Source organism: Kineococcus halophytocola (assembly GCF_041276425.1).
In the GTDB taxonomy this organism is placed as follows: Bacteria; Actinomycetota; Actinomycetes; order Actinomycetales; family Kineococcaceae; genus Kineococcus; species Kineococcus halophytocola.
In genome coordinates this window covers 138,725-153,547 of the sequence record NZ_JBGFTU010000009.1, presented here as the reverse complement: position 1 = coordinate 153,547, position 14,823 = coordinate 138,725, and the positions used below count along the sequence as shown (strand labels likewise).

Genomic DNA, 14,823 nt, shown 5'->3' with positions numbered 1-14,823 from the left:
GCGCTCACGCGCGAGCCTCCTTCGCGCCGCGGCGGGCGAGCAGCTGGCCGATCCCGAGCACCAGCCCCGTGAAGACGAAGGTCAGCACCGCGAGCACCACGCCCATCGCGCAGGCCAGCCCGAACCGCCCCTGCGTGAACGCGGTCGAGAAGATCTGCTGGGTGATGACGAGCGTGGAGTTGCCCGGGCCCCCGTCGGGGTTCATCGCCGCCAGGAACACGAACGCGTCCAGGGCGAAGATGCCGAGGTAGACGTAGGCCGTGCGCAGCGACCCGGCGATGCCGGGGGCGGCGATGAACACCGCCGTCCGGAACCGGCCGGCCCCGTCGATGCGCGCCGCCTCGAAGATCTCCGCCGGGATGGCCCGGATCGAGGCGACGAACAGGACCATGTAGAAACCGACGAAGCTCCACACGATGACGACGATGACCGCCCACAGGGCCGTGGCCGGTTCCCCCAGCCAGGCGAAGTCCTGGAACCGGCCCAGGCCCAGACCGGTGAGGACGCCGTTGAGGAGCCCGGCGCTGGGGTCGTAGACGCGGCCGAAGATGATGCCGACGACGATGGCCGGCACGACGTAGGGGAAGAACGACACGACGCGGTAGAAGGACGAGCCCGACAGCCCGCGGACGGCGCCGGTCGAGGAGCCGCCGAAGGTCAGCAGGCAGGCCAGCGCGAAGCTCAGCACCAGCGTCACCGCCGGGACGACGACGAGCAGGCTCAGGCTGTTGCCGATGGCCTGGAGGAACAACCCGTCGCCCAGCAGCCGCCGGTAGTTCTCCAGCCCGATGAACTCCTGCGTCGCGGTGAACCCCGACCAGGAGGTGAGTGAGTACCAGGCCGCCTGGGTGAAGGGGTAGAGCACGAACACCAGGTAGAGCGCGAGCGGGACCCCGAGGAAGACGACCACGAGGCTGACCCGGTCGAACGTCCACCGCCTGCGGCTCGCCGCCGGGGGGCGCGCGGCCCCCCGGACGGCGGTGCGGCCGGGGGCACCGGGCAGCGCGCTCACGACACCTCGACCTTGGTGATGCCGCTGTCCTCCCGGGTCTGGTCGAACTGCTGCTGCAGACCGCTGGTGAGACCGGCGACGTCGAGCTGCCCGGACAGGAACCCGTTCCAGAGCACGTTGTTCTGGCTGGTGAACCCGTAGACGTCGTTGAAGTTGAACGTGTAGGTGTCCTCCCCGGCGGCGTCGAGCATGGCGATCTGGGAGGCCAGGGCGGTGGAGCCGAACGCGTCCTGCGGCACCGTGTCCCGCACGATCGTCGAGGACAGCTTGGTCCTGGCGAAGTTCGTCGCGGCCTCCTTGGAGAGCATGAGGCGCAGGACCTCCATGCCGCCGGCCGTGTTCGCGCCCCGGCTCGGCACGACGAACGGTTCCCCGGCGCTGGCGTGGAAGGCGGCGGCCGGCATGGCCGCGCCCGCGGTGACCGAGGGCGGCGGGGCGCAGGTCATCTGGAAGTCCGGGGCGGTCTGGGACTTCATCTCGTTCTCGATCCACGACCCCGAGGGGTAGAGGAGGGCCTCCTGGGCCTGGCTCCACTGCGCCTGCGCGGCGGTGAACTGGGTGCCGGCGCCGCCGGGCCGGAAGTACCCGGCCTGGACGGCCTCGGCCATCTTGCCCAGGACGGCCTGCACGGCCGGGTGGCTCCAGGCGTCCGCCTCCAGGTTTCCCATCGCGACGCGCACCTCGTCCCCGCCCTCCTTGACGGCGGAGTCGACGGCCAGCGTCAGGTAGTAGGACGCGGCCTCCTTGCCCCAGCAGAACAGGTACTTCCCCTGCTCCCTGGCCGCCGCGCCCAGGGCCAGCGCGTCGTCCCACGTGGCCGGCGCCGTCCAGCCGTTGGCGTCGAACAGCGTCTTGGAGTACCACAGGCCGTAGACGGTGAGGACGTAGTTCAACTGCACGAGGCGGCCGTCGTAGGTGCCGTCGTCGAGCATCCCCGGGTACAGGGTGTCGGCGATGACCTCCCCGTCGGTGTTCTTCGCCTCGGTCAGCGGGGTGAGGTCCTCCAGCTGGGCGGCGATGGTCGCCAGCCCGATGGCGTTGGCGCCGGAGTTGTCCACCAGGTCCGGCGGGTTGCCGCCGACGAAGCGCGGCTGCAGCTCCTGGGCGATCTGCGTGGAGGGCGAGACGGTCAGCGTCCCCCCGCCGTGCAGGTCGGCGTACTGCGCCGCCACGAAGGAGACGTAGTCGGTGCCGTAGCCGCCGTCGAAGATCACGGCGTCGACGGCGGCCCCCTCGGCCACGCCGAAGGGGTTCTGGTCGCTGACCTCCCCGGTGGGGCCGGACCCGCCGCCGGGCTCCTCACCCCCGCCGGAGGCGGCGCAGGCCGCGGTGGCGGCCGGCAGGAGGGTCCCGGCCAGGGCCAGTCCCAGGAAACGTCGACGCTGGAGGGGGGTGGACTCGCTCACGGTGGTTCCTTCCGGGGTGGGCTGGCGGACGGGGTGTGCTGGGGGGCTCAGGCGCTGCGGCGCAGGCGGTCGCCGTAGCGGGCCTCGATGCTCTTGTTCCGGTCGTGGCCGCCGGGGACGTTGGCCGAGACGTACAGCGGGGCCTCCTCGCCCCGCCCGGCCAGGGCCGTGACCGTGCCGATGGTCAGCAGCTGGGCGATGTAGGCGGACGTCAGGGACGAGACCGACCCGACGGCGACGTCGGACACGCCGGTCAGGGTCGCGTCGCCGTAGGGGGCGAGGTTGTCGATGACGACGTCGGCGATCTCGCACAGCCGCTTCCCGCTGGGGTGCTGGGACTCGACCGCCCGGGTGTGCTCCAGGCTCGTCACCGCCACGACCCGGTGGCCGTGCTCCCTGGCCAGCAGGGCCAGGCCGACGACGGACCCGTTGACGCCGGAGTTGGAGGCGATGACGAACACGTCGCGGGGGTCGCGGACGACGGTGTCGAACACGTCGCGGGCGATGTTCGGGTCCCGCTCCAGCGGGGGTTCGCCGGTGAGTTCGGCGATCTCGTGCCCGCCGAGGAGGGCGGCGTCGCGCAGGGCGACCTTGTTCGTGGGGATGAGGCCCCCGGCGCGGCCGGCGACCTCCATGGCGAAGGCCTCGGAGTGCCCGGTGCCGAACGCCTGGACGACCCCGCCGGCGGCGATGCAGTCCGCGAGCAGCCCCACGGCGTCGTCGAGACCCCCGGCGCGGGCCAGGGCCGAGAGCCGGTCGAGGCGGTCCTGCACCTCGTGGCCGAACCGGGCGACGTGGTCGGCGAAGGGGGGCACGGCATCTCTCCTTGAGTCGTCGATTCACCGCGTCATTGCTGGATGGTTGGATGTTTCACGCGGTGGTGCGGAACTGTCAAGGGTTCGCCGTGTTGCGTTCGTGTTGCGTTCTCGTTGCCCTCCGGGACATCCCGTCGACGCTCAGAACCGGGGCGTGAGACCCGGCGGGACCCCGGCGCGGTGTTAGCCTTCTCCGGCTGGATCAGTCATCCACTCTGACGGAGGAGTCCGGGATGAGCCTCGACACCCTCGACCCGGCGCAGCGCATCGAGGCGGTCCGGGCCGACCTGCCCCCCTCCCTGCGCAAGGTGGCCGACTTCGTGCTGACCTCGCCCGAGAGCGTCGAGGAGTGCTCGGCCACCGAACTGGCCCGCCGGGCCGGCACCTCGCAGGCCGCCGTGACGCGGTTCTGCCAGACCATCGGCCTCGACGGCTACCAGGGCCTCGTGCGCTGGATGGCCCGCGAGCAGGGTCGTCGGGCCGGCGGGGGGTCCGTGTGGGGCTCGGCCGAGATCGGCCCGGAGATCACCCCCGACGACGACCTCGAACGCGTCGCCGCCGTGGTGGCCGCCGCGGACGTCCGCAGCCTGCAGGACACCGCCCGGCGCCTGGACCTGGACGCCGTCGAACGCGCCGCGCAGGCCGTCGCCCGGGCCCACCGCGTCGACGTCTACGGCGTGGGCGGCAGCGCCGCGATGGCGGCCGAGACCGACGCGCGCCTGTTCGGCATCGGCGTCCCGGTGCGCAACTGGACGGAGGTGCACGCGGCCAGCACGTCCGCGGCGCTGCTCACCCCCGCCGACGTGGCCATCGCGATCTCGTTCTCCGGGGCCACCCGCGAGGTCGTCGACCCCACCGAGCTGGCCGCCCGCCGCGGCGCCACGACCGTCGCCGTGACCGGTGACCCGGCCTCGGCGCTGGCCCAGCTCGCCGACGTCGTGCTCACCGTCGCCCCCGGCGGAACGACCTACCGCGAGGGGCCGTTCGCGGCCCGGCACGCCCAGCTCCTCGTCGTGGACTGCCTCTACGTGCGGGTGGCCCAGCTCACGTTCACCCGCGCCAGCGCCGCCCGGGCGCTGACCGACCACATCCCCGCCCAGCACGCCGTCCGCCCGGCCCGGCGGCGGCCGCGGTGAGCCGGACCCCGCGCGGTGCGGACGGGCGGCGGTGGGCCGGACCGGCGACGATGCCTGCGTGAGGACCCCTGGAACGCCCCCCGAGACGACCCCCGCGACGACCCCCGAGACGACCCTCGTCTGCTTGCACGCCCTGGGGATGAGCGCGCGGTCCTTCGGGCCGCTGGCGCGCGAGCTCGCACCGGAGTTCGACCTGCTCGCCCTGGACCTGCCGGGCTTCGGCGGGGCGCCGCTGGACCCGGGGACGTCGGTGCCGGACATGACGGCGTGGGTGCGGGAGCAGGTCACCGGTCACCTGGACGGGCGGGGCCGTCGGGACGACCGGCGCTGGCTGCTGCTCGGGCACAGCATGGGCGGGAAGGTCGCGACCGTCCTGGCCGCGGGGCTGGACCCGGCCGAGCGCCCCGCCGGGGTCGTGCTGCTCGCCGCCTCGCCGCCGTCGCCGGAACCGATGGACGAGGAGCGCCGGCGCAGGATGCTCGGCTGGGCCGCCGACGGGCCCCTGGACGAGGCCGCGGCCGGGGAGTTCCTCGCGGCGAACACCGGCGGCCCGCTGGACCCCGCCCTGGACGCCCTGGCCCGGGAGGACCTGCACCGCACCGACCCGGCCGCGTGGCGGGCGTGGCTGGAGCACGGCAGCCGCGAGGACCTCTCGGCGCGGGTGGGCCGGCTCGACGTCCCCGCCCTCGTCGTGGCCGGGGGCGCCGACGGCGACCTCGGCCCGCAGGCCCAGCGCGAGCTCAACGGGGCCGTGTACCCCGCGGCGCGGTTCCGCACCCTCGACGGCGCCGGTCACCTGCTGCCGCTGGAACGCCCCGCCGAGGTGGCCGCGGCGATCCGTCAGAGCTTCTCGACGGGGGCGTAGCGCAGCAGCAACCGCTTGGTGCCCTCGGTGCGGAAGTCGACGTGGGCGACGGTCTTGTCCCCCTCGCCCTCGATCCGCACGACGGTGCCCAGGCCGAAGGAGTCGTGCGTGACCCGGTCCCCCGGGTTCAGCGCGACGACGGGCCGGCTGCCCGCCGACCGCACCCCCGGCCGCTGGGAGACGCGCGAGGCCGCCGACGGCGAGGTGGTGCCCTGGTACGTCGACTCCCCCCGTTTCCAGTCCAGCAGCGTGGCGGGCACCTCGTCGAGGAACCGCGACGGCGGGTACTGCTGCGGGGCGCCCCACGCGCTGCGCACCGCCGAGCGCGACAGGTACAGCCGCTCGCGGGCCCGGGTCAGGCCGACGTAGGCCAGCCGGCGTTCTTCGGCGAGCTGGTCGGGGTCGCCCAGGGACCGCTGGTGCGGGAACGTCCCGTCCTCCATCCCGGTGAGGAACACGACGGGGAACTCCAGGCCCTTGGCCGTGTGCAGCGTCATGAGCGTCACGACACCCTCGTCCTCGGCACCTGCCGGGATCTGGTCGGCGTCGGCGACGAGGGACACCCGTTCGAGGAAGTCCGACAACGTCCCCTCGGGGTTGTCCTCGGTGAACTCCTCGGCCACGGCGACCAGTTCGGAGAGGTTCTCCACGCGCGACTCGTCCTGCGGGTCGGCGCTGGCGCGCAGCTCGGCGAGGTACCCCGTCTGCTCCAGGACGGCCTCCAGGACGACGGCCGGGGAGGCCCCCGACTCGGCCAGGGTGCGCAGGTCGGCGATGAGCTGGGCGAAACCCTTGATGGCGTTGAGGGAGCGGGACACCAGCCCGACCGCCTCGTCGGCGCGGTCGAGGGCGGCGCCGAACCCGATGCGCTCGCGCTCGGCCAGGACGACGATGCTCGCCTCGGCCCGTTCGCCGATGCCGCGCTTGGGCGTGTTGAGCACCCGGCGCAGGTTGACGGTGTCGTCGGGGTTGTCCAGGACGCGCAGGTAGGCGACGGCGTCCTTGATCTCACGGCGCTCGTAGAAGCGCGTCCCGCCCACCACCTTGTAGGGCAGGCCGGTGCGGATGAACACCTCCTCCAGCGACCGGGACTGCGCGTTCGTCCGGTAGAACACCGCGACGTCCTTGTACGTCACGCCCTCGTGGTCGTGGAGGCGGTCGACCTCCTCGGCCACGAACGCGGCTTCGTCGTGCTCGTCGTCGGCGACGTAGCCGACGATCTGCTCCCCCGCCCCCGAGGCCGTCCACAGGTTCTTCGGCCGGCGGTCCTCGTTGACCTTGATGACCTCGTTGGCCGCGGTGAGGATGTTCTGCGTGGAGCGGTAGTTCTGCTCCAGCAGGATCGTCGTGGCGTCGGGGTAGTCCTGCTCGAACTCGACGATGTTGCGGATCGTCGCACCGCGGAAGGCGTAGATCGACTGGTCGGCGTCCCCCACGACCGTCAGCTCACCGCGCGGGACGTTGCCCTCGCCCGTGCCGACGAGCTCCTTCACCAGGACGTACTGGGCGTGGTTGGTGTCCTGGTACTCGTCGACCAGCACGTGCCGGAACCGGCGGCGGTAGTGCTCGGCCACGTCGGGGAACGCCTGCAGCAGGTGGACCGTGGAGCCGATGAGGTCGTCGAAGTCCATCGCGTTGGCCTGGCGCAGCCGCTGCTGGTACGTCCGGTAGGCGCGGGCGAGGATGCGCTCGGTCTCGGTGCCGTCGTCGGAGTGGGCGCGGTCGAAGAAGGTGTCCTCGTCGATCAGCTCGTTCTTGAGGTTGGAGACCATCGCCGACATCGCCCGGGGGGCGTGCTTCTTCGGGTCCAGCTCCAGCTCGCGGCCGACCATCGCCATGAGGCGCTGGGAGTCGGCGGAGTCGTAGATCGAGAACGAGGTGCGCATCCCGAGGTGCTGGGCCTCGCGCCGCAGGATGCGGACGCAGGCGGAGTGGAACGTCGAGACCCACATGCTGCGCGCGCCCATGCCGACGACGTCGCCGACGAGGGCGCCGACGCGCTCGCGCATCTCGGCGGCGGCCTTGTTGGTGAAGGTGATCGCGAGGACCTGCCCCGGCGTCGCCCGGCCCTCGGCCAGCAGGTGGGCGATGCGGTGGGTCAGCACGCGCGTCTTGCCCGACCCGGCCCCGGCGACGATGAGCAGCGGGGACCCGGCGTGCACGACGGCCTGGCGCTGCTGGGGGTTCAGCCCGGCGACGAGCGCCGCCGGGTCCAGCCCGGGGCGCCGAGACGCGGGGGCGCCGGCGAGCACGGCCGGGCCCGTGTCGCCCCGCCCACCGCCGGGACCGGAGGGGCCGCCGAAGGGGAGGTCGTCGAAGAGAGTGCTCATCGTGGGACAAGGGTAGGCCCGAGCGCCGACAGACCCGGGCCGCGGAGCCCCGCCCACCGGGGTCGCTCGTCGTGGGCGCGCAGCTCGCCGTCGCCGCGACGGCTGGGTCCCTCACACCACGAAGACGACCGCGGCGACCCCCCACGTCGCGCGCCAGGAGCGCAGCAGGACGTGCACCACGCCCATCGCGACCGCCACCGCCATCGCGTACAGCCCCGCTGCGCCGCCCTGCAGCAGGACGTGCACCGCCCCCCAGCTCACCGCGGCCGCCAGACCGCCCCACGGCACCGCAGGACGAGCGGTCCACGACTCCCCGGCGCGCTGCCCGAAGGCGATCAGCAAGGTCACCACCCCGGCCTCGGCGACGTAGTAACCGATCTGCCCCAGCGTCGAGACCCACCCGACCTGACCGAAGTCCTCCACGTACGAGCGGTGCTCACCGACGATCGACGCCTGACCCCCGCCGACCGCCCACCAGCGGACGGCGATGACCACCACGGCCAGCGCGACCACCAGCCCGGTGCGCAGCAGCCGGTGCCCCCTCCGGCCCCGAGCCGTCAGGGCCGGGTGACCAGCGCGGGCCAGCACGACGGTCCCGGTCACCCACCCGGCGACCGTCAGCACCTGGTGCACCGCCACGCCGCTCCACCGGTCCGCCCGCAGACCGACGAGCGCGGTGACCGCCACGACGACCAGTTCCCAGCCGACGAGGGCGAAGGCGTAGGACGCCAGGGTCGAGGACCGGCCTGCCGTGAAGTTCTCGGTCCGCTGCGGACCAGCAGTGATCACGGGGCCGAGGCTAGTGCCGGGCTCGCCGGACGGGCTCGGACGTGGCGCGGTGGCGCGGTGGCGCGGTGGCACGGAGGACCTGCACCACCCGGAGCGGTCGCGGGACGGCACCCCACCCCGGCGGGTGGTCCGATCCGGTCCCGAGTGGACCATCTCGGTCCACCCCGGTCTACAGTGGTCCCGTGCCCCGACTGACGAAGGAACAGATCGACGGGGAGATCCTCGACGCGGCGGCCGCGCTGTTCGCCCGGCACGGCCTGGAGCAGACGTCCGTGCAGCGCATCGCCGACGCCGTCGGGTACTCCAAGACCGGTCTGCTGCACCGCTTCCCGACCAAGGAGGCGATCGCCGAGGCGACGATCGCCCACACCGTCGAGCACTTCGGGGCCGTCGCGCTCGCCGTCGCGGGCACCGCGCCCGGCGCCGAGCGCGACCGGCGGGTCCTGACCGCGCTGGCGACGCTGGCCGCCGACCGCCCCGGGCTCGTGTCCTTCATGCTCACCTCGATCAGCCGGGGGGTCCTGGCCGGCGAGCGCCTCGACGTCATCGGCGAGGTGCTGTTCCGCGCCTTCGGGGCCGCGCTGCCCGTGCCCGGCGGCACCCCCACCCCGGAGGAGGTGACGCGGGCCGTCCGCATCACCAGCGCCGTCGGCGGCCTCGCCGTCGCCTCCCTGGCCTTCTGCGACGCCCCCGGCACCGACGTGCGCGCCCTGGCCGGCGACCTCGTGGCCGCCGCCCTCGGCGCGCTCGGTCACACCACCGACGACACGGAGAACTGAGATGGCCACCTTCCTGCACCGCCTCGGCCGGGGGGCCTTCCGGTTCCGCGGCCTCGTCATCGCGGTCTGGGTGCTGCTCCTGGCCTTCGGCGGCCTCGGCGCGGCCACGCTGTCCGGCACGACGATCAACTCCTTCGAGATCCCCGGCCAGGAGTCGACGACCGCCCTGCGGCTCATCGGCGAGGAGTTCGGGGACACCGCCGACGGCGCCTCGGCCCAGGTCGTCCTGCAGGTCCCGGCCGGGCAGCAGATCGTCGCCCCCGAGAACGCCGCGGCGGTCGCCGGTGTCGTCCAGGCCCTCAACGCCCTGCCGGGGGTGCAGGGGGCGAGCAACCCGCTGGACCCGCAGAACCCCGTCGTCTCCCCCGACCTGCGGGCCGCCTACAGCACCGTCTCCTACGGCGTGGCCCCGCCGGAGGTCACCGACGCCCAGCGCCAGGCCCTGCTGCGGGCCGTCGACGACGCCCGCGACGCCGGTCTGACCGCCGAGGTCACCGGCACCGCCACCCAGGAGGTCGCCGCGATCGGCGGGGCCGCCGAGGCGATCGGGGTCGTCGTGGCGCTCGTCGTGCTCGCCATCACCTACGGCTCCCTCGTGGCGGCCGGGATGAACCTGCTGACCGCGATCGTCGGCGTCGGCATCGGCGCCCTCGGCATCACCACCCTCACCGGCTTCGTCGACCTGCAGTCCACGACGCCGATCCTGGCGGTCATGCTCGGCCTGGCCGTCGGCATCGACTACGCCCTGTTCATCGTCACGCGGTTCCGGCACGAACTGCTCGACGGCCGCCCGGTGGCCGAGGCCGTCCCGCTGGCCGTCGGCACCGCCGGGTCGGCCGTGCTGACGGCCGGGACCACGGTCGTCATCGCCCTGGCCGGTCTGGCCGTGGCGGGCATCCCCTTCCTCACCGAGATGGGCGTCGCGGCCGCCGCGACCGTCGTCGTCGCCGTCCTCGTGGCGCTCACCCTCGTCCCGGCAGCCCTCGGCGTCATCGGCCTGCGCGCCCTGCCCCGGGCGGCCCGCCGGGCCCTGACCCACGAGAGCGGCAAGCACGCCGCCGTGCCGCCGGCCGAACCCGACCCCACCGGTCGCGGGTTCTTCGGCGGCTGGAGCCGGCTGGTCACCGGCCGGCGCTGGCTGAGCCTGGTGGCCGCCGTCGTCACCCTCGGGGCGGTGGCGATCCCGGTCACCTCGATGCAGACCTCCCTGGCCACGTCCTGGCCGGACGGCAGCACCCAGGAGAGGGCGCAGAACATCCTCGCCGAGCGCTTCGGCGCCGGGGTCAGCGGCCCGCTGCTCGTCCTCCTCCAGGGCCCCGGCGCCGTCGAGCGCGGCCAGGCGCTCAGCACCGAGCTCGGCGGACTCGACGGGGTCGCCCTGGCCGGCCCGCCCGCCCCCAGCCCCGACGGGCAGGCCGCCCTCGTGACGGTGGTCCCCACGACCGCTCCCGACGACGAGGCGACCACCGACCTCGTGCACCGGATGCGCGACCTCATCCGCGAGGACGGGTCGGACACCCCCGCCTACGTGACGGGCGAGACGGCCGTGAGCGTCGACGTCAACGCCACGCTGGCCGACGCGCTGCCGGTCTACCTCGTCCTCGTCGTCGGCCTGGCGTTCGTGCTGCTCGTCCTGGTGTTCCGCTCGATCCTCGTCCCCGTGGTGGGGGTGCTCGGGTTCCTGCTGACGATCGGCGCCTCGCTGGGGGCCACGACGGCGGTGTTCCAGTGGGGCTGGCTGAAGGACCTCGTGCACGCCGACACGACCGGGCCGCTGCTGAGCCTGGCGCCGATCATCGTCGTCGGGATCCTGTTCGGCCTGGCGATGGACTACCAGGTGTTCCTCGTCTCGCGGATGCACGAGGCGCACGCCCACGGCGCCGAGCCGCTGACGGCCGTGCGCACCGGCTTCCGGCAGGCGGCGCCCGTCGTCGTGGCCGCCGCAGCGATCATGTTCTCCGTGTTCGCCGGGTTCGTCCCCGAGGGCGACGCGACGATCAAGCCGATCGCCTTCGCCCTGGCCGTCGGGATCCTCGCCGACGCCGTGGTCGTCCGGATGATCGCGGTCCCCGCGGCCCTGTCGCTGCTGGGGCACCGGGCCTGGTGGCTGCCGCGGTGGCTGCGGTGGCTGCCCGCGCTGGACGTCGAGGGCACGGCCCTGGAGCGGCGCGACGGGGGCCAGCGACCCGTCGCACCCGCCCCGACGTCCTGACCCCACCTCCCCGGGAACCGCGCCGGGGGGCCGGTCAGGTGGGGAGGGGGAAGGTCCAGCCGTCGGCGGAGTCGACGCTGCCCGCCACCCCGGGGGCCACTCTCCCGCCCCACACGAGGAGGTGGTCCCCCACGACACCGACGGCCCGGCCCGCGACCTGCGGCCCGGGCACGGCGGGCAGCTGGGCCCACCGCCGGTGCGGGTCGAGGACCACCACACGGTCCTCGACGACCACCACCACGTCCTGCCCGTGGAGCGCGACCGCGGTGGGAGCCGGGACCGGCCCGGGCAGGGACCCGACCTCCTCGACCCGGCCGTCGACCTCGGACAGCGTCGCCACCGTCAGCGCGCCGGAGCCCGAGCTCACCCCGAGGACGCGGCGGCCGTCCCACAGCAGCTCACCGAACCGCGTCCAGTGCCCCGGTGTCTGCGCACCGGAGGGGTCGATCGGCCACTCGGCGACCTGGTGCCAGCCGTCCCCGGGTGACCAGGTCACCACCCGCCGGCAGACCCGCTGGTCCGAGCACCCCGGTCCGATGGCCCTGACGACGGCGAGGAGCCGGTCGCCGGCCCACACGCTCACCAGTTCCTGCTGGTAGGCGCCGGGGAAGGGCCACGGGTCGACGGTCCACGCACCGGTGTCCGCGTCGAAGGACGCCACGGCCACCGGCTTGCGCTCCTGCTGCGCGGCAGTGCCGGCGAGCCACCCGGCGACCACGAAGGTGCGCCCGACCCAGCGACCGTCGTCCCCCGTCGTGATCGGCACCCTCGTCGGGGCGCCCGACCGGTCCAGGCCCACCGGCCCCAGGAACGGCTCGAGCGCGGGACCGGTCGCGTAGGTGTCCACGACCCCCGCCAGGGCCGGCAGGGGCGTCCACGTCCCGGTCGCCGCGGACCAGGCCGCGGCGTCCGGGCGCGGGACCGGAGCCGGCCCGCCGCAGCTCCCGCCCCCTGCACCGTCGTCGCAGGCGTCCCTCACGCGGGGGAAGACGTAGCCCCCGGCGACGACGAACCTCCCGTCGCGGACCGTGCTCGCGGCGCTGCCCCGGGGCGCGAGGGGTGCCGGCGCCATCGGCGCCCAGGCCCCGGTCACGACGGGGACGTCCCACGCCGGCTCCGACGGGTCTGGCGCCTGCCCGGCGCTCCGGCACCCTGCGAGCCCGAGGACCAAGACGGCCACCAGCTCCACCGCCCGCACCGACCCTCGCCACGTCACCCGGGGTGGACGCCGGCCGTCACCGGCCGGTTCCGCGGCCCGCGCCCGATCGGTGGGGAGCTCCAGGAATGCCGCCCGGGTGCCGATGGTTGTGAGGACTGGTCGCCCCGGTACGTGTCCCCGGGCCTCAACTCCAGCCGCTGCGAGCGGCCACTCGCCGAGAGGCGACGCTCGGGGCGACCAGCCTCCTCCCCCCGGTCCGATCAGGACGAACGGCGCCGCGACACGGTGAGCAGCAACCCGCCGGCGAGCACCAGCGCGGCCCCGGCGGCCAGCCACGGCGCGACCTCGGCCCCGGTGTTGGCCAGCGAACCCGACGGCGCGGCGGCCCCGGCCGTCCGCGACGGGCGCTGCGTCGGGGTCCGCGACGGCGGCACGACCACCGGAGCGGTCTGCGTGGGCGCGACGGGCGGCGCGGTCGGGGCCGGCGGTGCGGTCGGGACCGGCGTCGGCACGGGCGTCACGGCCGCGGCGGGGGCGTACCGCAGGTCGGTGTCCGGGGCGAGGCCCTGGTTCTGCGGCAGCCCGAGGTAGGCGGTGAACGCCTCCAGGTCGGTCTTGCCGAGTTCGGTGCGGTCGGTCCCCTCGGCCAGCGTGGTGAAGTTGTCCCCACCGGAGGCCAGGAAGCTGTTCACCGTCACGCGGTAGGGCGCGGCGGGGTCGATCTCGGCGCCGTCGAGGGTCACCGAGCGGATCCGCTGCCCGGCGGGGGCGGCCTCGTCGTAGGTGAAGAACAGGCCCTCCGACAACCCCAGCGCGAGGAACGGACGGGAGGAACCCGCCGGCTGCCACTGCTCCTCCAGGACCTGCCGGACCTGGGCCCCGGTCAGGGTCATCGTCACCACGGAGTTCGCGAACGGCTGCACGGCAGCGGCTTCGGCGTACGTCACGACGCCGTCGCCCTCGGACCCGGACTCCGCGTAGAGCAGGTCGTCGCGGATGCCGCCGGGGTTCTCCAGGGCGATCTGCGCGCCGGCACCCTCGGTCTGCTGCAACTGCGCGTCGGCGATGAGGTTGCCCAGCGGCGACTGCCTGCCGCGGTCGTCGTCGCCGCCGGAGAACGCGCGGGTGATGTCGGCGGTGATGGACCCCACCGGCTGCCGGCCGCGCTCCTGAGCGAACGCGACGGCGTCGGCGACGATGCGCTGGACCTGCGCGTTCGGGGTGAAACCCTCCACCGCCAGGACCTGGTGGCCGGTGGCGACGACCTCGCGGGTCGTGGTGTCGACGTCCAGGACGAGGTCGTCGACGGCGGTGGAGTAGCTCTCCGCCGACAGCACCGGCCGCGGCGTGGAACGGCCCTCGACGGGGAACTGGCAGTCGTAGCGCAGGTGGGTGTGCCCGGACAGGATCGCGTCGATCTGAGGACTGGAGTCGCGCACGATGCGCCCGAACGCGCCCTCGGTCTGCACGGTGGCGCAGTCGGTCCCGGTGGACCCCTCGTGCGCGAGCAGCACGATGACGTCGGCCTCGTCGTTGGCGGGGTCGCCGTCGGACAGCTGCGCCGCCACCGAGTTCACCGCCGCGACGGGGTCGGTGAACCGCAGGCCCTCGATGCCGGCCGGGGCCACCAGGCTCGACGTCTGCTGGGTCACGACCCCGATGAACCCCACGCGGATGCCGCCGACGTCGGTCGTCGCGAACGAGGGCATCGCGGGCGTGCCGTCGGCCCGCACGACGTTCGCCCCGAGGTGGGGGAACGCCGCCAGGGGGTCGGCCCCGTCCGCCCCCGGCTCGCCCTGCACGCCGACGCGGTCGACGAGATCGGCGTACCCGCGGTCGAACTCGTGGTTGCCGACGGCCGAGACGGCCACGCCCATCGCGTTCAGCGCCGCGATCGTCGGGGCGTCCTGCTGGATGAACGAGGTGAACGTGGAGGCGCCGATGTTGTCGCCCGCGGAGACGACGACGGTGTTCGGGTTCTTCGCGCGCATCGCGTCGAACACCCCCGCCATCTGCGCGGCGCCGCCGACCGGGTCACCGTCGTCGGTCTCGTCGGGGGCCTCCAGCCGGCCGTGGAAGTCGTTGAAGGCCCCGATCTGGATCCGGGTCGTCCCGGGGGCCGCCGGCGGCAGGACGTCCGGTACCTGCCCGGGGGTCGCCGCGGGGGTTGCCGTAGGAGTCGCGGCCGGCGTGGTGGCCGCTGAGGCGGGGGCCGCCAGCAGGGGTGCCGCGAGGGCCGCCGTGGCGGCGCCGGAGCACAGGAAGCGGAGGAGGGGACGACCAGGGCGCATGGGCTCGCTTCCGGGGAAGGGCGGGAACG

The 14,823-nt window shown here is 74.3% G+C and carries 11 protein-coding genes; 4 read left to right on the top strand and 7 right to left on the bottom strand.

The window, feature by feature from the left end:
- Nucleotides 1-4: 4 nt before the first annotated feature.
- The 3 genes from AB2L27_RS09895 to AB2L27_RS09885 are packed head-to-tail and all read right to left on the bottom strand — an operon-like array spanning nucleotide 5 to nucleotide 3,233.
- Nucleotides 5-1,012: a carbohydrate ABC transporter permease gene (locus AB2L27_RS09895; RefSeq protein ID WP_370441294.1), complete on the bottom strand. Its 1,008-nt coding sequence runs from the start codon at nucleotides 1,010-1,012 to the stop codon at nucleotides 5-7.
- Nucleotides 1,009-2,418, bottom strand: a complete 1,410-nt coding sequence (gene ngcE, locus AB2L27_RS09890; protein WP_370441293.1) for an N-acetylglucosamine/diacetylchitobiose ABC transporter substrate-binding protein — start codon at nucleotides 2,416-2,418, stop codon at nucleotides 1,009-1,011. Before ngcE ends, AB2L27_RS09895 begins: the two co-directional genes overlap by 4 nt.
- Nucleotides 2,419-2,465: 47 nt before the next feature.
- Entirely contained in the window at nucleotides 2,466-3,233 is a 768-nt protein-coding gene (locus AB2L27_RS09885; protein WP_370441292.1) for a sugar isomerase domain-containing protein, read from the bottom strand.
- A gap of 233 nt (nucleotides 3,234-3,466) precedes the next feature.
- Between AB2L27_RS09885 and AB2L27_RS09880 the strand changes: the two genes are divergently transcribed.
- On the top strand, nucleotides 3,467-4,369 hold the full coding sequence (locus AB2L27_RS09880) for a MurR/RpiR family transcriptional regulator (protein ID WP_370441291.1): 903 nt from the start codon (nucleotides 3,467-3,469) through the stop codon (nucleotides 4,367-4,369).
- A 58-nt stretch (nucleotides 4,370-4,427) separates the two neighbouring features.
- Nucleotides 4,428-5,234, top strand: coding sequence for an alpha/beta fold hydrolase (locus AB2L27_RS09875; protein ID WP_370441290.1), 807 nt, complete (start codon nucleotides 4,428-4,430; stop codon nucleotides 5,232-5,234).
- Here the strand turns inward: AB2L27_RS09875 and pcrA are convergent.
- On the bottom strand, nucleotides 5,210-7,564 hold the full coding sequence (gene pcrA / locus AB2L27_RS09870; RefSeq protein WP_370441289.1) for a DNA helicase PcrA: 2,355 nt from the start codon (nucleotides 7,562-7,564) through the stop codon (nucleotides 5,210-5,212). The genes AB2L27_RS09875 and pcrA overlap by 25 nt on opposite strands.
- Nucleotides 7,565-7,675: 111 nt before the next feature.
- A complete protein-coding gene (locus AB2L27_RS09865) occupies nucleotides 7,676-8,353 on the bottom strand; it encodes a hypothetical protein (protein ID WP_370441288.1) in 678 nt (225 codons plus the stop codon).
- Between the two features lie 182 nt (nucleotides 8,354-8,535).
- On the opposite strand from AB2L27_RS09865, the gene AB2L27_RS09860 reads away from it, so the two are divergent.
- Nucleotides 8,536-9,132, top strand: coding sequence for a TetR/AcrR family transcriptional regulator (locus tag AB2L27_RS09860; RefSeq protein ID WP_370441287.1), 597 nt, complete (start codon nucleotides 8,536-8,538; stop codon nucleotides 9,130-9,132).
- Nucleotide 9,133: 1 nt separating this feature from the next.
- A complete protein-coding gene (locus AB2L27_RS09855) occupies nucleotides 9,134-11,344 on the top strand; it encodes an MMPL family transporter (protein WP_370441286.1) in 2,211 nt (736 codons plus the stop codon).
- 34 nt (nucleotides 11,345-11,378) lie between these two features.
- Here AB2L27_RS09855 and AB2L27_RS09850 read toward each other — a convergent pair whose 3' ends face one another.
- Together AB2L27_RS09850 and AB2L27_RS09845 are read right to left on the bottom strand one after the other, a co-directional pair.
- The gene (locus tag AB2L27_RS09850; RefSeq protein ID WP_370441285.1) at nucleotides 11,379-12,437 is read right to left on the bottom strand and encodes a hypothetical protein; all 1,059 of its coding nucleotides are present in this window, start codon (nucleotides 12,435-12,437) and stop codon (nucleotides 11,379-11,381) included.
- Nucleotides 12,438-12,763: 326 nt separating this feature from the next.
- Nucleotides 12,764-14,794: a bifunctional metallophosphatase/5'-nucleotidase gene (locus AB2L27_RS09845; protein ID WP_370441284.1), complete on the bottom strand. Its 2,031-nt coding sequence runs from the start codon at nucleotides 14,792-14,794 to the stop codon at nucleotides 12,764-12,766.
- Nucleotides 14,795-14,823 lie beyond the last annotated feature (29 nt).